The sequence below is a fragment of the Arthrobacter oryzae genome, assembly GCF_030812315.1.
Taxonomy (GTDB): Bacteria; Actinomycetota; Actinomycetes; order Actinomycetales; family Micrococcaceae; genus Arthrobacter; species Arthrobacter oryzae_B.
The window spans coordinates 23,262-41,813 of record NZ_JAUSSM010000018.1 but is presented as its reverse complement, the minus strand read 5'-3'; the positions used below and the strand labels follow the sequence as shown (position 1 = coordinate 41,813).

Annotated in this window: 15 protein-coding genes; 8 read left to right on the top strand and 7 right to left on the bottom strand. The window is 62.4% G+C overall.

Features of this window, described 5'->3' with window-relative positions; genetic code table 11:
• Positions 1–402: 402 nt before the first annotated feature.
• Positions 403–1,263, bottom strand: coding sequence for a GntR family transcriptional regulator (locus tag J2S97_RS22245; RefSeq protein WP_307052106.1), 861 nt, complete (start codon positions 1,261–1,263; stop codon positions 403–405).
• 149 nt (positions 1,264–1,412) lie between these two features.
• Here J2S97_RS22245 and J2S97_RS22240 point away from each other — a divergent pair, with 149 nt between their 5' ends.
• From J2S97_RS22240 to J2S97_RS22210, 7 genes are all read left to right on the top strand, one after another.
• Complete coding sequence (locus J2S97_RS22240; protein ID WP_307052105.1) at positions 1,413–2,423, top strand: 2-keto-3-deoxygluconate permease; 1,011 nt, start codon at positions 1,413–1,415, stop codon at positions 2,421–2,423.
• A 38-nt stretch (positions 2,424–2,461) separates the two neighbouring features.
• On the top strand, positions 2,462–3,727 hold the full coding sequence (locus J2S97_RS22235; protein WP_307052128.1) for a RuBisCO large subunit C-terminal-like domain-containing protein: 1,266 nt from the start codon (positions 2,462–2,464) through the stop codon (positions 3,725–3,727).
• Position 3,728: 1 nt separating this feature from the next.
• Positions 3,729–5,027 (top strand): four-carbon acid sugar kinase family protein, encoded by a 1,299-nt coding sequence (locus J2S97_RS22230; protein WP_307052104.1) that lies wholly within the window; start codon positions 3,729–3,731, stop codon positions 5,025–5,027.
• Positions 5,028–5,080: 53 nt separating this feature from the next.
• Positions 5,081–6,124: an alcohol dehydrogenase catalytic domain-containing protein gene (locus J2S97_RS22225; RefSeq protein WP_307052103.1), complete on the top strand. Its 1,044-nt coding sequence runs from the start codon at positions 5,081–5,083 to the stop codon at positions 6,122–6,124.
• Positions 6,125–6,891: 767 nt separating this feature from the next.
• Positions 6,892–7,584 carry an MSMEG_4193 family putative phosphomutase gene (locus tag J2S97_RS22220; protein WP_307052102.1) on the top strand — a complete coding sequence of 231 codons (693 nt, stop codon included), beginning with the start codon at positions 6,892–6,894 and terminating at the stop codon, positions 7,582–7,584.
• A 24-nt stretch (positions 7,585–7,608) separates the two neighbouring features.
• On the top strand, positions 7,609–8,160 hold the full coding sequence (locus J2S97_RS22215) for a DUF3090 domain-containing protein (protein ID WP_307052101.1): 552 nt from the start codon (positions 7,609–7,611) through the stop codon (positions 8,158–8,160).
• Positions 8,160–8,927, top strand: a complete 768-nt coding sequence (locus J2S97_RS22210; protein WP_307052100.1) for an SCO1664 family protein — start codon at positions 8,160–8,162, stop codon at positions 8,925–8,927. Before J2S97_RS22215 ends, J2S97_RS22210 begins: the two co-directional genes overlap by 1 nt.
• 235 nt (positions 8,928–9,162) lie before the next feature.
• Here the strand turns inward: J2S97_RS22210 and J2S97_RS22205 are convergent, their stop codons facing one another.
• From J2S97_RS22205 to J2S97_RS22180, 6 genes are all read right to left on the bottom strand, one after another.
• Positions 9,163–9,606, bottom strand: a complete 444-nt coding sequence (locus J2S97_RS22205; protein WP_307052099.1) for a carboxymuconolactone decarboxylase family protein — start codon at positions 9,604–9,606, stop codon at positions 9,163–9,165.
• 108 nt (positions 9,607–9,714) lie between these two features.
• The gene (locus J2S97_RS22200) at positions 9,715–10,452 is read right to left on the bottom strand and encodes an SDR family oxidoreductase (RefSeq protein WP_307052098.1); all 738 of its coding nucleotides are present in this window, start codon (positions 10,450–10,452) and stop codon (positions 9,715–9,717) included.
• 183 nt (positions 10,453–10,635) lie between these two features.
• Positions 10,636–11,382 carry an SDR family oxidoreductase gene (locus tag J2S97_RS22195; RefSeq protein WP_307052097.1) on the bottom strand — a complete coding sequence of 249 codons (747 nt, stop codon included), beginning with the start codon at positions 11,380–11,382 and terminating at the stop codon, positions 10,636–10,638.
• A 202-nt stretch (positions 11,383–11,584) separates the two neighbouring features.
• Positions 11,585–12,805, bottom strand: a complete 1,221-nt coding sequence (locus J2S97_RS22190; protein WP_307052096.1) for a low temperature requirement protein A — start codon at positions 12,803–12,805, stop codon at positions 11,585–11,587.
• Between the two features lie 37 nt (positions 12,806–12,842).
• Positions 12,843–13,739 carry an RNA polymerase sigma-70 factor gene (locus J2S97_RS22185; RefSeq protein ID WP_307052095.1) on the bottom strand — a complete coding sequence of 299 codons (897 nt, stop codon included), beginning with the start codon at positions 13,737–13,739 and terminating at the stop codon, positions 12,843–12,845.
• A 262-nt stretch (positions 13,740–14,001) separates the two neighbouring features.
• Complete coding sequence (locus tag J2S97_RS22180) at positions 14,002–15,735, bottom strand: L-aspartate oxidase (RefSeq protein ID WP_307052094.1); 1,734 nt, start codon at positions 15,733–15,735, stop codon at positions 14,002–14,004.
• A 735-nt stretch (positions 15,736–16,470) separates the two neighbouring features.
• Between J2S97_RS22180 and J2S97_RS22175 the strand changes: the two genes are divergently transcribed.
• On the top strand, positions 16,471–17,445 hold the full coding sequence (locus tag J2S97_RS22175; RefSeq protein WP_307052093.1) for a TIR domain-containing protein: 975 nt from the start codon (positions 16,471–16,473) through the stop codon (positions 17,443–17,445).
• Positions 17,446–18,552: the final 1,107 nt, after the last annotated feature.

Here is an 18,552-nt window from a genome sequence, read left to right as displayed (position 1 = left end):
AGGCTAGAGTGGCGGCCACGGTAACCTGCGCGGCTCGTGGCTCAACGACCGTTGACAACAATAGGAGCATCAATGTCCACACTCTTAATTCGACCCCCTCATGCACCTTGGACCGACACCACTCCGGACTAGTCACGTTAGTAATAACGTGGCGTTTCTGATGCGTGCAGCAGCGACCAGCGCGCACATTTGCAGCTCGCTGGAAGTATTGCCACGGGTGTAACGCAGTTGCCTCCCCAGCCCATTCTGGCTCGAAAAGCCGGTATACACTCCCGTCGAGACAGTTTCATGATGAGGCGCGTTTCCGGGACGCAGGGCTGGCGTGCATGCCCTCCCGACCTGTCAATTTCAGAAGCCATCTGTACCAAGTGTCAGAAGTCGTCTGCAGCGCCTGGGAGTCTTTTAGCGTGCGCCTCGTTCAATATCGGCCAGTTCGGATTCAAGTTGCTGTGTCAGGTTCCGCAGACGGCGGATGTGTTCTTGGGCTACGCGTCCGGGTTGCGACGTCACCTGCGCATCGACGTCGAAGACGGTGTTGGGGCCGTGCCAGACGTTGAACCACTCAAGGCCGTGGCCGAGGGCGTCGCGGGTTACGCCTTGCAGCAGGAGTAGGGGTTCGCGAATGTTGGAGTTGAGTATTTGTGCCAGGTCCTGGTCTGCTGCCACGGCCTGGACCTGTCTGGGTCCGCCTGCCGGATGGTAGCCGTGCTCCCGCATGAGGCCGAGCAGTGAGGCGTTTTCCAGCAGTTCCTTGGTGAAGTGCGGGAAGAGGTCGCGGGGCACCCAGGTCCTCATGAAGGCTACTGGGACCTCTTCCAAGTAGCGGATCCGTTCAATCTTCCACGTGTTAGTCGTGTTCAGCGCCTCTACCGCCGGCTCGGGCGGTACTGCATGTTCGACGGCGATGACATGGGTACGCAGGCGCTGGCCGTGCGCGGCGGCCTGTTCGTCCAGCCCGCCGGCTCGCTGGATGTGCCGGCGGAGAACCGGTGCGGCGGCCACGACGCTGCCACGGCCACGCTGACGACGGATCAGCCCGAGATCGGAGAGTCCGGACAACGCTTGGCGTACCACGCTGCGGGAGACACCGAACTGTTTCTGAAGTTCCTCTTCGGTGGGAAGGGGAGAGCCGGGGAGCAGAGGCCGTTCCAGTATCTGTCGGTGCAGGATGTCCCGGATCTGCGCATGAAGGGGCGGTCCCTCCTGCCGATTCAGGCTGTTAGCCCGCTCAAGGGGCTCTGCCTTGGCTGGTTGCACACTCACACTGACTCCTTTGCCGCTCGAGGACATCATAGCCTGCGGTTGCTGCATCTTCCGCTTGACGGGTGATCCAAACCACAGGTAATGTACGTACTAATTGTACGGACTTGATCCGGCGACTGGAACATACAATGACGTAGAAAGGTCGAGTAATGACGCAGCTGCATTTGAGGACTGGACGCTCACGCCTACCGATGTTTGCCTTCCTCCAAAGGGTCCCTGCAGGCATGATGCTGATCCCGCTCATGCTGGGAGTGCTCATGAACACCTTCGCTCCCGAAGCCCTGAAAATCGGCGGCTTCACCACGGCGCTGTTCAAGGAGGGCGCCCTAACGCTGATCGCCGTGCTGATCCTCGCCACCGGCGCGCAGATCACCGGAAGCCACAGCGGCAAGGCCGCCGCCTCCACCACCACCGTTGTCCTGGTCTGCAAGACCCTGATCCCCGCCACAATCGCGGTGATCCTGGGCCTGGTGGTCGGCATCGAAGGCATCGCAGGGGTATCGGTCCTGGCGATGCTGGCAATCTTCGGCAACAGCAACGGCGCCCTTTGGCTGGCGTTCGCCGGCCAATACGGCGACGAGCGGGACACAGGCGCCTACGTCGCCAGCGCCTTTGATGACGGACCATTCCTGGCACTGATCTTCCTGGGCGCATCCGGGCTGGGCGACATCCCCGTACTGGCCTTCGCTGCGGCACTGATCCCGTTCATCATCGGCCTCATCATCGGCGCAGTGGACCGGGAGTGGACGAAGGCCCTGGACCACGTGCCGAACATCGTGATCCCGTTCATGTCCTTCGCTGTTGGCACCGGCATCAACCTGAAGACAGTGCTCACCGGCGGTTTCGCCGGGATCTTCCTCGGCCTGATCGTCGTCGTGTTCACCGGAGGCCTGACCTATCTCGGGTACCGGTTCATCCTCAAGCGCGGCTCCAAGAGCGGTATCGGGTTCGCCGCCGGGACCACGGCCGGCAATGCCGTCGCCGTCCCCGCGGTAGTCGCCGTCGCCGACCCGCGGTTTGAACCCTTTGTCGCCTCCGCCTCAGCCCAAGCCGCCACAGCCGTCCTCGTGACAGCGCTACTCGCCCCGATCGTCGCCTCCTGGGCCCTGAAGCGGGCCGGAGGCCTGCAGCCGGCCGATCCGGTCCCCGCCGCAGTCTGAGCCATTCCTTGTACATCCCTTTTATGGACGGAGAATCCATGCGCGATCCGCGCTCGGTGCGTTGCACCTACTACCTTGAGTCCGAGATTGACCCCGAGAAGGCCGCAGCCATCATGGCGGGCGAGCAGTCCAGCGGCACGTTCCTGCCGGTACCCGGTGAGTCAGCCCGTATCCGGGAGCGGCACGCCGCGCGCATCTCGGACGTTCAGGAGCTCGGCTTTTGCCGGCCCTCCCTGCCGTCCCGGGCAACCCCGGAAAAGGTCCGGGCGGCCCTTGTCACGGTCGATTTCCCCATGGAGAACGTCGGGACGGACCTGGCCACCCTGCAGACCGCCATCGCCGGCAACCTCTTCGAACTGGGCGACCTTTACGCCTGCCGGCTGCAGGACATAGCACTGCCCGAGGACTTCGTCTCCGCCCACCCCGGCCCGGCATTCGGGATCGAGGGGACGCGAAAGCTCATCAGCGACGTTCAGGGCGTCATGGTCGGCACCATCGTCAAGCCCAACGTCGGACTCTCCGAAGAGGAATTCCGGCTCGTAGTCCGCGACCTGGCGATGGCTTCCATCGACCTGATCAAAGACGACGAACTGATGACCGACCCCGCGTACCTGCCATTGGAACGCAGGGTCGCGGTCGCTACCGAGGAAATCCGCGCCGCCGAGCAGGTCACCGGCCACTCCACCATGTACGCCTTCAACATCACCGGCGACCTTGCCGGACTGCGCAAGCGCCACGACCTGGTCGTTGGAGCCGGCGGCCGGTGCGTGATGCTGAACATCCCGGTGATGGGCCTGCCCGCCCTGGCCCTGCTGCGCAGCTTCACCGAGGTACCGATCCACGGCCACCGGGCCGGCCTGGCGGCCTCGATGCGGTCCAAAGCCCTGGGCATGGACTACCGGGTCTGGCAGCAGATGGCACGCCTCGCCGGCGCCGACCACCTGCACGCCAGCGGACTCGGCAGCAAGTTCTACGAACTCGACGAAGAGGTCGCCGCGAACATCCGCAGCCTCCTCGAACCCCTCGGACAGACCATCGCCCCGCTGCCCGTCCTGTCCTCCGGGCAGAACGTCACCACCCCCGGACCCACCTTCGAAGCCGTCGGCTCCACAGACCTGATGATGCTCGCCGGCGGCGGCGTCGCCGCCCACCCGGACGGCCCCGGCGCCGGGGTGCGAAGCCTGCGCCAGGCCTGGGAAGCGGCCGTGGACGGCGTACCCCTCCAGTCGGCAGCGGAAAAGCAGTCCCAAACCGGGGACAATGCACTCCTGCACGCAGTTCAAACCTTCAGAAAAGGTGCCTGACATGCCCGCTTTCGGTTTCGTCGCAGACGACCTCACCGGAGCCGCCGACGTCCTTGCCCAGTCCCACCGCTACGGCCTGGAAGCTGTCCTCGTCATCGGCGACGCACCGCTGCCCACGGACACTGACGTCGTCGGAATCGCCGGACCCTCCAGGTCCCTGGCCGGGGAAGCGTTCGACAACCTGGTACGCAGGGATCTCGCCGGCATCGCACCACTGAACCTGGAGGTGCTGCTCTACAAAGTCTGCTCCACCTTCGACAGCTCCACCACCGTCGGCAGCATCGGCCGCGGCATCCAGTTGCTGCACGAGCAGTATCCCCTCCACGGCCCAATCCCCGTGGTCCCGGCCCAGCCAGGGTTCGGGCGCTACACCGCCTTCAGCAACCACTACGCGACCTACGCCGGCAAGACCTACCGGTTGGACCGCCACCCCGTCATGTCCCGGCACCCGTCCACCCCCATGGCCGAAGCCGACCTGCGCCAGGTCCTCGCCGAACAACTCGGCAGCGCCCAGGAACCGGACGCGATCCACCTGCCCGCCTATGACAACGGCACCTTCAAAGACGCCTGGGCGGACCGGCGGCGGGACCTCGGCGCGCAGGCCTTCGTCGTCGATGCCGTGGACGAACACCACATGGACGCCGTCGCCGAAGCACTGACACGCGAAGAGCACGGCCACGGGCCCTCCATCGTCGTAGGATCCGGCGGCATCATGGCAGCACTGGCACGGTCCGTCTCCGAACACGCCCCGCGCACCCCCGGACCGCAGCGGCCGTCGGGACCCGTACTGGCCGTCAGTGCCTCAGCGTCCAGCACCACAGCAGAGCAGATCAATGACGCCCTCACCAACGGTTGGGAGGACGTCCCCGTTCCTGCCGAGCTGCTGCAACGCCACGACCCGGCGGCCGTGGCAGCCCTCGATGAGCGGGTCTCGGTTGCGCTCCGGTCGGGCCGCAACGTCGTCGTTCACACCACCCGAGGCGCAGCGGATCCACGCTACGGAGCAGGCACACCACTGGACGCCGGCTATGTCGGTGCACTGATCGGCGGCATCGCCGCCAGGATGGCCCGCGCCGGCCTCACCCGCGACATCGCAGTGTGCGGGGGCGATACCTCCAGCCATGCACTCATTGCCATGGGTGTCCGCCAGCTCCGGGTCTCGGATCAGTTCGTCACGGCAGGGCCGATCCTGCAGGCCGACGGCGCCTCCGCCGTCGCCGGCTGCCGGCTCGTCCTCAAGGGCGGCCAGGTGGGTCCCACCGACATCCTGCGCCGCTTCGCCGGCCAAACCGCTGACTAATACCCACAAGCAGTTGCTCCACCCATCACCAGAACCAACGAAAGGCGGCCCCCATGCGGGCAGTAGTCAAAAACGCGGCCGAGCGAGGCGTTAAGTACGTCACCGACGCCGGAGACCCCAAAGCCACAGAAGGGTCAGTCGTCATCCAGGTAGGGGCCGCGTCCCTCTGCGGCACCGATCGGGAACTCTACGAATGGACCCCCTCCGCCCAGGCCTTCAACCTCAACCTCCCCGTCATCCTGGGCCACGAAGGCGCAGGCACCGTCGTCGAAGTCGGCGCCGGCGTTACCGGGCTCAGCGTGGGCGACCAGGTCGCCCTCGAAAGCCACCTGACCTGCGGACAATGCTTCCCCTGCCGCACAGGCGACGCCCACACCTGCGAACGCACCGGAATCCTCGGAATGCACATCGACGGTGTCTTCGCCGAATACGCAGCGGTCCCCCAGGACATCTGCGTCAAACTCCCCACCGGCCTGTCCCTGGAATCCGGCGCCCTGCTCGAAGCCGCCGGCGTCGCAGTCCACGCCATCCAGCGGGCCGACTACTCCGTCGCAGGACGGGCCGTGCTCGTCAGCGGGGCAGGACCGGTCGGCCTCGTAGTCGTGAATCTGGCACTGCTCATGGGAGCCTCCCACGTCATCGCCGTCGACCCCAATCCCTACCGCCGCGCCCAGGCCGAAAAACTTGGCGCGACCGCGCTCCACCCCAACGACGACATCGTCGAACGCTGCCGCGAACTCACCGGCCGCCGCGGCGGCTTCGACGTCGCCTTTGAATGCTCCGGAGCCCCCGGCACCCTTGCAACCCTCTTCGAAGCCGTCCGCCGCGAAGCCACCGTCATCACTGTCGGGCACCCCAGCCGCCCGGCGGAAGTCGATATCGCAGCCCACATCAATAAGAAGGGCATCACCCTGCGCGGAATCTTCGGCCGCCGGCTCTGGGAAACCTGGGAACAAAGCCTGCTGCTGCTGGACTCCGGAAAGCTGGAACTCGACTGGCTCATCACCCACCGCATGAAACTCAGCCAGATCGACGAAGCCGTAGAACTCCTCACAGGGGACGCCTGCAAGGTCCTGCTGATCCCGGACCTCGGCTGACCGATACCAAATCGCACCTGCTCTACGGGGCCGGGCAAGGTGATCAAGCGGGGGTGTGCACACCCCCGCTTTCTCTTCACATACGGACGCCACCTGTAACGGCCGACGCTGGTGTCCCTCCGGCCAAGGCGCAATACGCCGCTCAAGCAATCCCAGGGAAAGGTTTCGAACCAAATCACGGCACTGTGGACAACGTCAGCGAGGACGCAACATCTTCTGGGTTTGGATTAACGGCCCAAGTCGAATCTTGATTTTTCATGGTGACCGTACAGTGACTTACGGATTTCTCTTTTACACCGCAGGGAAGATGCTGCCGGCGAAAGATAGGCCGCTGCCCAGCGTCGCAATCTGGGGCGGTGTCATGCCACATATCGACATTTGGATTCGCCCTCAGGCACCACCCGAACACCCCGTATCAGGTCAGTGAGCACGAACCCCGACTGCGCTCGGCGGGCACCCCACTTGGACCATGCGTGCGCCGTAGCCTGCGGCGGCGATGGCTGCACCGGTGGTACTGATGCCGGCGAAATCCGATGAAGACCTCAAGCCCGGTACAGGACATCCTCCATGCGGGGGGTCGAGTTCAACCGGGGATTCTTCCCGTTTTGCTGCGCAGGCCATGAGCTGGTCAATGCGTGCCGAGTCCGTCTGGGCGGCTTTGAGCGCGTCGGCGTGCTTGAAGGGTTCCGCCAGTGCTTTATCTGCCTGTTCGACGCGCGACCCGGTACGGTTCACACCGACATCGAGCGGATGGTTAGGCTGGGTGGATGGCGACAGTTCTTCTCGTGCGGCACGGCCGCACCACAGCCAATGCCACTGGACTGCTGGCGGGTCGGGTGGCCGGAGTCAGTTTGGACCAGGTCGGGCGCGACCAGGCGGCTCTGACCGGAGACCGGCTCGCGGCCGTGCCAGTAGTCGGGGTGGTGTCGAGCCCTCTTGAGCGTTGTCAGGAGACCGCCCAGCTCATCCTCGATCGCCAGGCTGGCTCGCTGTACGCGCCGGTCGATCTCGATCTCACCGAGTGCGATTACGGCCAGTGGCAGGGCCGCATGCTCAGTGATCTCGCGACCGAGGATTTGTGGCCGGTTGTGCAGTCGCAACCGTCGGCCGTCGTCTTTCCCGGCGGTGAATCCATGGCCGCGATGCAGGCTCGGTCGGTGGCAGCGATTCGACGCCACGATGCAGCCTTCGAAGCCGAGTACGGGCCAGGGGCCGCGTGGGTGGCGGTGAGTCACGGTGACATCATCAAGTCAATCATTGCCGACGCGCTCGGCATGCACCTTGACCTATTCCAGCGCATTAACGTGGGCCCCGCCTCCGTATCGATCGTGCGCTACGGCGCTAGTCGGCCGAGCGTTTACGCGACCAACACCGACGCGGGTGATCTGTCGTGGCTGTCGAACGGCATCCATTCCGGCGATGCGCCGGTGGGCGGCGGTGCAGGGCAAAAGGCGCCATGAACCTCATGTGCCTAGAATACTGACATGCCTACACGTGTTCACGAGTTTGCCTGGCCTGATCGGGTCGTCGTTGGCACCATTGGACTTCCGGGGGCGCGCACTTTCTACCTGCAGGTGCGGGCAGGGACGCAGATCGTGAGTATTGCCCTGGAGAAGCAGCAGTCGGCTCTGCTCGCGGAGAAGATCGACGAAATTCTCGACCAGCTCATTACCGTCGAGGGCAACCCCTTCAGCGTTCCCACGAGTACTCCCATTGAACTTGTCGACAATGATCAGCTCGAGGCCGTTCAGGAGCAGTTTCGCGCCGGAGCCATGAGCTTAGGTTGGGACCCAACCACGGCCCAGGTCGTAGTAGAGGCCTACCCCATCACCGATGTCGCTGTTGATGACGACGAATCGCTTGATGAGGACGGCGCTGACGAGCCCGAAATGCTGCTGGTGCGAATGCCAGTCGGCACCGCCCGCGCATTCGCCATGCGCACCCGTGAGATCGTGGGCGCCGGGCGTCCGACGTGCTCGCTCTGCGGTTACCCCATAGACGCCGACGGGCACACCTGCACCCTTCCCGAGGTCTGATGCCAGCACCAGACCTAGTGACCGCCGAGCTGACGCTCACCGGCCGCTTCACTACGGCTTCAAACGCTACATTTCTGGGCAGCATCGACGACGTGGTGGTCGTCTATAAGCCGATAACAGGCGAAAGTCCGCTGTGGGATTTTCCGCACGGCACCCTGGCTCAGCGGGAGGTGGCCGCCTACCTGGTCTCGCAGGTCCTCGGCTGGGACGTCGTGCCGCAGACTTGGCTGCGCGATGGTCCGCTGGGCGAAGGAATGGTGCAGCTCTGGCAGGAGCAGGACCCCGCCCAAAGCGCCGTGAACCTGATCGCGGCGGACCACGTGCCGGAGACGGGCTGGAAACACGTTCTCGAGGGACGAGATGAGAACGGACGGATGCTCGCCCTCGTTCACGAAGACTCGCCAGCGCTCAGACGCATGGCGGTGTTCGACATGGTCGTCAACAACGCCGACCGCAAAGGCGACCACATTCTGGCCATGACGGACGGACACCGGCACGGTGTGGACCATGGGCTCACCTTTCACCGTGACCACAAGCTGCGCACGGTGTTGTGGGGATGGCTGGGAGACGCTCTGACCGCCGAGGAACACGACGGCATCGATCGTGTCAGCGAAGGACTGCACGGTGGGCTGGGTCGAGACCTGGCGGACTTGCTCAGCGCCGAAGAAATCGCATCGCTCGCCGCGCGCTGCGCCCGGTTGCGCTTGGCAGGGCGGTTTCCGGCTCCGAGCGGTGAGATGTCGGCGGTGCCCTGGCCGCTGTTCTAAGGGAATTACGGCTACGGGTTTCGCAGGCTGTGTCACGTTGATGGTATGGACCTAACGGTAGCGACGGAGCTCATCATTCCCGAGCCCGGAGAATTGTTGGCGTAGCTGGACAGCTCGAAATGGACAGCCGCACTGTACACAGGACGCTTCACGTGACCTCATGATCCACTTACCCCACCACGAATTGGATTGGTTCACTGACGACTCCCCGAGCCGAACCCCGGCATGCCCGAGGTCAGTTGCGGACATCGTAGTGGCTGGAGATTGCCACCCGGTTGAACGCGTTGATTGTGATTGCCACCCATTCCACTGCGGCTATCTGGTCGTCGTTGAGTGCTGCCACTTCGTCTTGCGGCAGGGTCAGCCGGTCGGAGATCATGGTGGTGCTCTCTGCGATGGCAAGGGCATGTCGCTCTTCTGGGGTGAAGTACTGGGTGTCCCGCCAAGCGGGCAGGACCGCGAGTCGATCCTGGGTTTCGCCGTGGGAGATGGCGTCGCGGATGTGCATTCTGAGGCAAAACGCGCAGCCGTTGATTTGGGAGCAGCGAATCTTGACGAGCTCGATGAGGAGGGGTTCCAGGCCTGCTACACCGGCCGCGGTAGAGGACTCGTCGTTAAGGAGCAGCAAGGTCTTGTATGCCGCTGGTACGGCAAGGTTCAAGCGAATGTGATGGCCCATGGCGGTCTGCTTTCAGAAAGTATTGTCTTGTATCGAAAATGGTTCGGAGTGGAAGCGGGGTGCCCTTCAACCTTCTGTGAAGGACACCCCGGCTTGATCCGGCTACTGCTAATTCAGCCAGTCTTCGAAGCGGGTGTTGAAAATGGTCGCTTCACTGCCGGGAAGCAGTTCGCGATCCTGGAGCAATGCGTTGAAATAGCGTGCGTTGGGGTCGGTGACAACCTCGCGCGGATCCCCATGGAAACTGAGGCCCTTGCGAATGAGCTCGTCGAGACCGAACTGCTCGGGACCGGCGACCTCAATGGTGGCATTTTGTGGACTTCCGACGGCGGCACGGGCAACAGCGGTGGCCACATCCTCCGCGGCCATGGGCTGGATCAGAGCCGGTGACAGACGAACAGTGTTTCCGTCGGTCGCGGCCTGTGCGATGCTCTTGACGAACTCGAAAAACTGCGTCGCATGAACGATCGAAAACGGGACGCCTGATTCCTTGATGAGCTTCTCCTGGGCGATTTTCGCCCGGAAGTAACCGCTCTCTGCCAGGCGCTCCGTGCCGACGACTGACAGGGCCACGTGGTGCCCGACGCCGGCTTCCTTCTCCGCGGCCAACTGGTTGCGGGTGGAGGTAGTAAAGAAGTCCATCACAGCAGCATCTTCAAACGAGGGCGAGTTCGACACGTCGACTACAGTGTCGGCTCCCTGCAGCACGTCCGCGAGGCCCTCACCGGTGAGGGTGTTCACACCCGAGTCAGGGGAAGCGGCCACTGCTTCATGGCCGTGTTCGCCGAGCTTGTTGACCAGTTTGGACCCGATGAGTCCGGTGCCTCCGATAACTACGATCTTCATGATCTTCCCTTCGATAAGTGGCGTAAAGGAATGCGATTTACATTCCATCCACCAGCTATGACCGGGTACCAACACAATCTGTGACAGCCTGAGCAAGATTGCCTCATCCGCCTCCGGGTCCGGGTTCAACGCGGTGAATTCCAGCCCGCAGTCGTGCTGAGGCCGAGCTAGCCGATGTCCTGGCTATGGCGTCAAGTTCAGCCACTCCTTGAGGGTGATGTCCCCGATGCGGGTTTCACCGACAGGAACGATGCTCGTCTCTTCGATCGGTATACCGAAGTAGCCGACTTCGGTGTCAATGACCACTGGGCGGGAATCATTGCGGGCCGCGAGAACCCGGGACACGAATTCATTAAGTCCTGCGCGCTCAGGGCCCGCCATCTCAAGGACGCCGTCAATCGCAGGCGAGACCGCCGTCTCCGCCACAATGCGAGCAACGTCCGCAGCAGCCAACGGCTGCATCAGGTGACTTGTCACATAAACCGACCCGTCGCGTGTTCCGGCGTCAGCGATCATCGGGATGAACTCGAAGAACTGAGTGGCGCGCAGAATGGTGTACGGCACCCCGCCTTCTCTAACAGCCTTCTCCTGCGCAGTCTTTCCGGCAAAGTAGCCGACTGCCCCGATACGGTCGGTTCCAACGACGGACAGAGCCACATGATGTCGCACGCCTGCCTTTTTCTCGGCGGCGAGAAGATTGTGGGATGAAGTGGAGAAGAAGGGAACGACTACCTTCTCATCGAAATCGGCGGTGTTCGTCAGGTCGACAACTACGTCCGCCCCCGCCATCGCCTCATCCAATCCCTGGCCGGTCACCGAATCCACCCCGGTGGAAGGGGACGCCGCTTTCGCCTCATGGCCCTGACTGCTTAGGATTTCCACAACCTGCTTGCCGATCAGGCCAGTGCCGCCGATAACAACGATCTTCATTATGATTTTCCCTTCGATAATGGCTTAGCGGAATGTAGTGACATTCCGTCCACCAGCTATGACCGGGTACCAAATCAATCTGTGACAGCCTTTGGAAGATTGCATGCTAGTTTCAGCGCCAAATTTCGTAACTCCGGGGAGCTTGTCTGGGCCAACTTTCGGAACAGCCGAAAAGTGCCACACGGCAGAGTCCGTGATCCGATCAGCTTGCTTCCCGCTTCTGTCCGGGCTGCAATACCGTCACCACGACGACCAGCGCACACACAACCGCGATTCCGCCCACCACTCCGACAACCCCGATCGCACTGACGCTAGCCGGCATCACCAGCACCGTCCCCACCGCTGGCAATATCACCGACGAACGAATGACTGGCCGGGTCGTGAGCGACGCGTGAATCGCCCACAACAACCCCATGAAAACCGCGGTCGGAATCGCGACACAGTATCCAGTGATAAACGCCTGCGCCAAGGGCTGCCGTTCCGTCGGCGCGAGCGTGATGGTAACCTCGAGGCCTGCTCCGAGGGCGGCTAACGCCGCAAAGATAGCGTAGTGCCAATATCCCCATTGGTATGATTTGTCACGATTTTTGGACAATGTCTCACCCGCCGGCTGGAGGAAGTACAGCCACCACAGGGCGAACAACAGCGCGAGGCTGGCCGCCGAGACAGCAATCAGATATGCGCTCACGCCGCCGGATCTTAATGCAGCGGCCACGCCATTCGATGCGGCCAGCACGCTTTCGCCGAGCAGAATGATTGCGAACAGGCCATAGCGCTCGGCAATATGATGCGGATGCCAGCTGCTGCGACCTGTCCGTTCCGCCCACAACGGAACGGTAAGCTCCAAAATAGCGAGCATCACGAACGCGACGAGCTGCAGCTGCCCCGGCAACAACCCCGCCTGCTGCAACACCAACCGCAGGACCCACCCCAGTTGAAGGACCGCGAACCCGACCGCGTATCGTAACGCCGTCCGGCGGCTGGCCGGATCCTCAATCGCAGCCCGTAGCCATTGGGCAATCAAACCGACGCGCATCACAATAAAACCAAGGGTGACCGCCAGATAGTCACTGTCGTTGAATGCCGCGGGCACACCTGCACCCAGCAGCAGCACGCCTCCCATCTGCAGCATCGTCATCAGCCGGTAAAACGCATCGTCCGTGTCGAACGCGGACGCAAACCAGGTGAAGTTCATCCACGCCCACCAGATCGCGAAGAACACCTGCAGAAACGGCAGGATCGAGTCTGCTAAATGATCTTCAGCGATCCCGTGCGCCAATTGCGCTGTAAGGCTGGCGACAGCGACCACGAAAGTGAGATCGAACAGCAGCTCCAGCTGGCTTGCACGGCGGTGCGGTTCATCCGCCGCACGGGCTCTCATACGCACCCGCGGACCACGCTGGGCCGGGCTAATCTCAGACAATAGCGGTGCCACATGATCGGTTCAGGAAGCCCACAGGTCAGCCGCCAACCCTCGTCACGCCGGCGAGCTTGTCCGGATTCATCGTCCACAACAGCCGATCAATACCATCCCCAGACGCCGTGAGAGTCACCACCGCAAACACCACCCCATCCCGTGCCAGCCGTGCCGAGGGCTGGCCGTTAGCCATGAAGGGCTCGGTATCGACACCATCCCAGAAGCGCGCCGCGAACGCCCGATAGTACTTCGCGACCCGTTCCCGTCCTACAACAGGGAACTTGGAAGCCCGAACCTTACCGCCGCCGTCGGAGTAACTGACGACGTCCGCGGCGAACAATGCCTCCAGCGCGGCCAGGTTCCCGGTTCGCGCCGCGGCCAGGAATGCTTCCAGCAGACGCCGTTGCTCGCTGACGCTCACCGCTGCGCGTTTCTCCTCAGCAAGGCGCTTGCGCGCCCGGCTTACCAACTGGCGGGCATTCGCTTCTGTCTGTTGGATGATCTCCGCGATCTGCTCGTACGGGTAGTCGAATGCTTGCCGCAGAACATACGCGGCCCGTTCGGTCGGCGACAACTTTTCCAGCATCAGCAACACGGCAAACTCGAGCGCTTCACCATTGACGGCGCCCAGTTCAGGGTCGGCGCTTGTGTCCACGGGCTCCGGCAGCCACGGACCGACATACGTCTCACGACGGACGCGTGCCGACTGCCCGACATTGATGGCAAGACGGGTGGCGGTGGTCGCCAGGAACGCCGGCGCATTCCGAACCGTGCTGCGATCGCATGTCTGCCATCGAATCCACACTTCCTGCACGATGTCCTCCGCCTCGCTGACACTTCCGAGCATGCGGTAGGCGATCCCGAACAACCGAGGACGGACCTCCGCGAATATCGTCGACGCAGTCTCTAATCCGGCGGCTGACCCGGCATCGGCACTCATGCGCCCAATATTACTGCTCCAAAGATGGATCCTTGCCCTGGAAGTCTGGGCCGAGTACGCCATACGACGCCGGGCAATCTGGCGGTAAGAGTGGTATGCCAATTCTTAATTATTTCCCTTGCTCTGCAGGTTGTTTCTTGGTTGACGTCCGGCCCGGCCGCGCCGTCACCGGGGCGGAACGTAAGAGGGTCTTCGACTGAGGGAATCGACAAACCATTGATTCGTGACGCGGAGGTCCGATCGGGACGCACCGCACCCTCATTCACTCGACGAGTTTGTCCGCGGTTGTGACCGGTTGACGCATAAGGGTCGCGATCTCGTGCGATACAGGCGCGATGCCTTCGTGCTCGATACCACGAGCAGGAGACCAGACGAGGTTCACCTGCAAGCTTGGATCAAGATCCGGATAGTCGCTGCGGTTATGACAGCCGCGAGTTTCACGGCGTTCACGGGCAGCTTCAAGCGTCGCACGCGCCGCAAGAGCGGCCGCCTTCAGATCGAAGGCGTGTGCAAGATTCTGATATCCGGCGATGTCGGGATGCACCCCCACCTCGGTGATGCGGGCTTCAATCCCGTCGAGTTCGGCGAGGCCCTGCGTAAGACCCTCTTCGTTCCGCACGACACCCGCATGCTGGGTCATGGTGTCACGGATGGCACGCTGCAATACGCGGACGTTCTCGCGGCCGTTGGCGTTGAGCAGGTCATCTATCTCTTTTCGAGCCTCATCCACCGCTTCCGCTGAGCGTACGTGCGCGGTGAGGGATTCCGAGTACTCGGCGGCGGCGTTGCCGACGATCCTTCCGAAGACCAGCAGTTCGATCAGCGAGTTGCCTCCCAAACGGTTAGCGCCGTGCAGACCGCTGGATGCCTCCCCGATTGCGTAGAGACCCTCGACATCAGTGCTGTGATCGTCGGGACGGACCCAGACGCCGCCCATGGAGTAATGTGCGGTCGGCGCGATTTCTATCGGCGTGGTCGTGATATCGAGCATTTGCAGTTCGAGCATGGTCTGGTATACACGCGGCAGACGACGCATAATGATCTCCCGCGGCAGGTGCGAAACATCCAGCCACACTCCGCCGTTGGGTGTGCCGCGACCCTCTTGAATCTCGGTGTAACAGGCCAGCGCGACCCGATCACGGGTCGAGAGCTCCATGCGCTCGGCATCGTATTTCGCCATGAACCGTTCACCGAGGGCGTTGGTGAGAATACCGCCCTCGCCGCGTGCCGCTTCCGAGATGAGCGTGCCGGCGGCGTTCTCTGGCTCAAGAATGCCGGACGGATGGAACTGGACCAGCTCCGGATCGCGGATGCGGCCGCCCGCGAGCACTGCCAGGCGGAATGAATCACCCGTGTTCTCGTCACGCCGACTGGATGTGCGCCGCCAGATGCGGGTGTGTCCGCCGGCGGCGAGCACCACGGCGTCTGCATGGATCAGATAGCGCGTCCCGTCCGAGAGCCGGAAGCCGTAGGCACCGAAGACCCGACCGTCGGTGACGAGAATGCGCGTGATGTAAACATCGTCCAATATCGGAATGTCGAGCTGGGCGGCGCGATTAACAAGCGTGCGCTGAATTTCAAGCCCCGTGTAGTCGCCGCTGAAAGCGGTCCTGCGGAACGTATGAGCACCGAAGAAGCGCTGGCTGATCCGGCCGTCTTCCTCGCGGGCGAACGGCATGCCGTAGCGTTCCAGGTCGCTGATACCCTGCGCGGCCCCTTTGGTGACGATCTCGACGATTTCGGGGTTCGCGAGATGGTAGCTTTCGAGGATTGTGTCGGCGGCGTGCTGCTGCCAACTGTCGTCGGAATCCATGGTGCCGAGCGCGGCGTTGATACCGCCCGCTGCGAGCGAGGTATGGGCGTCGCTTCGGGGCCTTTTGCCGACGGCGAGCACATCGACGCCCCGCTCCGCCAGCTCTATAGCAGCCCGGAGGCCGGCGCCTCCGGTGCCAATGACGAGCACGGACGTCGACACGTGCAGTTCCTGAGACTTCATCACTACATTCCATTCACTCGAGATACCTAAATTGAAGATTCCTTGAGGCGCGCCGGTATGTCATCTTGGATTCCACCGGCGCTGCTTGTCCTCCGGTCCCTCACCAACTAAGACCGGGTCGCCCTCAAACTTGTGACAGGACGAAAGGACATCTCGTACTGAGAAGTTGATGCCGATGCAGCAAGTAGAGTCTCCAGCAGGCGATGGGCATGTCAACTGCCACCGACGGGATCTGCGGCCGACATATGGCTCGACATCGGCCGTGAAGTAGGACGAGTTCAAACAGATGAGAGAACCCGTCCATACGCGTTTTGCCGTGCTTTCGCAGGTCAGGCGTTGCTTCGGCTAGCGGCGATGCACTCGCACGTCGTCTGCGAGAGCAAGGACTCGAGGTGGAAACAAGCCGTGACGCGGTCAATTTGGTTCGTAGTGGATACCTCAAAGCCGTCGAGCTCGTCCGGGAATCCGGGTAACTGCACCCCGAGTTCTTGCCACCGCCGTCAGTCCCCCAGTCCTGCAAAAAAATGTCAGCGCTGTCATCCGCAATGAACGTCCTCATAATCGGCTCTTCGTTGAGGAAGCTTCGTGCTGACTCATTCAGGCATCGGGCCGCTCTGGTGGTTAGGACATTGATTCGATGAAATTCGGCCATCACCCTCTATCCGGGCTTCGTGCCAGAATGGTGCAAGACCGTTTGACAGAATCGGCGGTGATACAAACAATCATTCGCGATGCGTGTCGGGCATAGAAGTTGCGCTGGCGGATTTCTTGGAGGAACCGATGGATAAGCCTCGAATGTTCTTGGGCTCGTCAGGGAAACAGGAGAAATTGCTTCAGGCACTCACTCGCGGTCTGAGTGACGTCGCGCGTGTCGAACCCTGGATGACATCCTTCAATCCGGGAACGTCGACACTGGAACGCCTCCTGGAGCTCACCCAAGAGGTCGATTTCGCGGCGTTTGTCTTTGCACAGGACGACTGGACGACGGTGAGCCTGCCAGCGTCTTCCGAGCCTCAGTCGGGTCAGGCGTCTCCGCGGGATAACGTTGTGTTCGAGGCCGGCCTTTTCGGCGGCGTGCTCGGTATGCGCCGAACCTTTATTCTCCATGCAAGCGGGGCGAAGCTTCCGAGCGATCTCCTCGGCCTCACCTGCATCCGCTACGCCGGCGCGATGACAGCGTCCGAAATGAGAACCATCAACCAGAAAATCCGCAAGGCGATCGAGAACGAGGGCCGCCTTACGCGCATCGAGGGCGCGTGGTGGCACTTCTCCTTGACGGAGCGCACCGCAAAGGAGCCTGATGCCGTTAGCCTCCTGAAGATTTCGCGTGATCGCAACGGCGCGCTGGAACTGACGGGCCGCGCGTGGCGAGAGGATGGAAGTCTGTCAGCAAGATACTGGAGCGAGGCGGTGAAGGAGAGGGAAGGGTCCACAGGCGTCTTCTTCTATTGGAAGGGCGAGCGGCCGTTGGATCCCAACGCGCCGCAGCTGGAGGGAGTAGGCGAAATTCGGCTGGAAGCCGGTGACCGCGCATCCGGGTATTTCACGACTCGCGCTGATACAGATCCGCATGTGAATGCGCGGACAGCTGGTGTCTGGTGGCGCGCCGACCCGGACGACATGGGCATTATGAACGGTCGAGACGATCAAAGGCGCGCGGCGCTCATTGCCGAGCGGCTGAAGCAATGGAAGTCCGTCAGGAGCGCTTGATCGGCCCTGAAAAGCGCCGGACGGTAAATGGCGGCGCCTGGGTGAAGCACGCTTGCCGTTGCCAAGGGTGACGCCACGGTTATGGCCCGTTATGGAATTGTGCTGCAACTGATCGGCTGCGAATATGATCAGGGTCTGCTGACGATCAAATCCCAATAACCTGACCGTCATCTTCCTCGCGAGGTACGGCCACACTTCATGGCCCGCTTGAGGAAGCCCGTGCTCTCTTTCACAGGGCGATCCGGCTCAACGCTGGCAATACATCCGAGGCTATGGCCGGCTCAGCCAGATGAAACTGCCAAGTCAATCAGTGTGGATGAACAATCGGCTCAATCAGTGTGGATGAACAATCGGCGAAATCGTTGCAAACGTCCGTCGCTCCACAAGCCAGCAGAGCGCTTTCCGGGAAATAATTGCACTCATAGACAGCCGAGAAGGCGTCCGGGATGCACAATGATCATGCCGGGTTCTCCCACTCTCGTGTATTGGGGGGAGTCATTGACTCCGCCGCCACATGGGCATCGTCAGGGGCGACGTGGCGTGGGAAATCTGCCCGGTTTGCGGGCTTCTGCCGGACTCAAGCGTCGGACGGGGCCGGTCTCAAGCTTCCGGGGCGAAACGGAGTCGCTTTACCCACCCATTCAGGGAGGGGTCGGCGGCGGCTCCGTTTTTCGTTGCCGGCCCGACACACGCAGCGCATATGCACCTGATTGGGGCAGCCAGTGCCACCATCGATATGTGAGCAGCCCAACGGGTGGATGCAGCGATCAATGACATCATGGACTTGTCCTGGCGCGCAGGCCACGAACTCCTTGGGGCAAGAGGCCTTCTCGGCGGAGGTCTGGACGTCGAAGAGTAAGAGTACACCGGGATGTAATCCTGGGTGGAAGGCCCGACCAGGTACGCAGTGGTGCACAACGAGAGCTTCAGCCGACGAAGAGAATGGCAACTGACAGGGAGTTCGCTTCCAGACCTGGCGAGGTCCTGCGATAGCCGCGACTCTGGCAGCTCTGGGCCCATCGCGGCGACATGTCCAGGGTGGGCCCGGTGGCTGGCATCCTAATGACCTTGCCCGCGATCGGCTGGGCCGCCTGGTTCTTCGCTCCG

What these genes read in the sequence shown, in the direction of transcription:
- J2S97_RS22200 (WP_307052098.1), bottom strand. Translation starts at nt 10,452, where the DNA reads ATGAAGATCGTAGTTATCGGAGGCACCGGACTCATCGGGTCCAAACTG.
- J2S97_RS22220 (WP_307052102.1), top strand. Translation starts at nt 6,892, where the DNA reads ATGGCGACAGTTCTTCTCGTGCGGCACGGCCGCACCACAGCCAATGCC.
- J2S97_RS22235 (WP_307052128.1), top strand. Translation starts at nt 2,462, where the DNA reads ATGCGCGATCCGCGCTCGGTGCGTTGCACCTACTACCTTGAGTCCGAG.
- J2S97_RS22230 (WP_307052104.1), top strand. Translation starts at nt 3,729, where the DNA reads ATGCCCGCTTTCGGTTTCGTCGCAGACGACCTCACCGGAGCCGCCGAC.
- J2S97_RS22180 (WP_307052094.1), bottom strand. Translation starts at nt 15,735, where the DNA reads ATGAAGTCTCAGGAACTGCACGTGTCGACGTCCGTGCTCGTCATTGGC.
- J2S97_RS22185 (WP_307052095.1), bottom strand. Translation starts at nt 13,739, where the DNA reads ATGAGTGCCGATGCCGGGTCAGCCGCCGGATTAGAGACTGCGTCGACG.
- J2S97_RS22215 (WP_307052101.1), top strand. Translation starts at nt 7,609, where the DNA reads ATGCCTACACGTGTTCACGAGTTTGCCTGGCCTGATCGGGTCGTCGTT.
- J2S97_RS22225 (WP_307052103.1), top strand. Translation starts at nt 5,081, where the DNA reads ATGCGGGCAGTAGTCAAAAACGCGGCCGAGCGAGGCGTTAAGTACGTC.
- J2S97_RS22195 (WP_307052097.1), bottom strand. Translation starts at nt 11,382, where the DNA reads ATGAAGATCGTTGTTATCGGCGGCACTGGCCTGATCGGCAAGCAGGTT.
- J2S97_RS22240 (WP_307052105.1), top strand. Translation starts at nt 1,413, where the DNA reads ATGACGCAGCTGCATTTGAGGACTGGACGCTCACGCCTACCGATGTTT.
- J2S97_RS22205 (WP_307052099.1), bottom strand. Translation starts at nt 9,606, where the DNA reads ATGGGCCATCACATTCGCTTGAACCTTGCCGTACCAGCGGCATACAAG.
- J2S97_RS22210 (WP_307052100.1), top strand. Translation starts at nt 8,160, where the DNA reads ATGCCAGCACCAGACCTAGTGACCGCCGAGCTGACGCTCACCGGCCGC.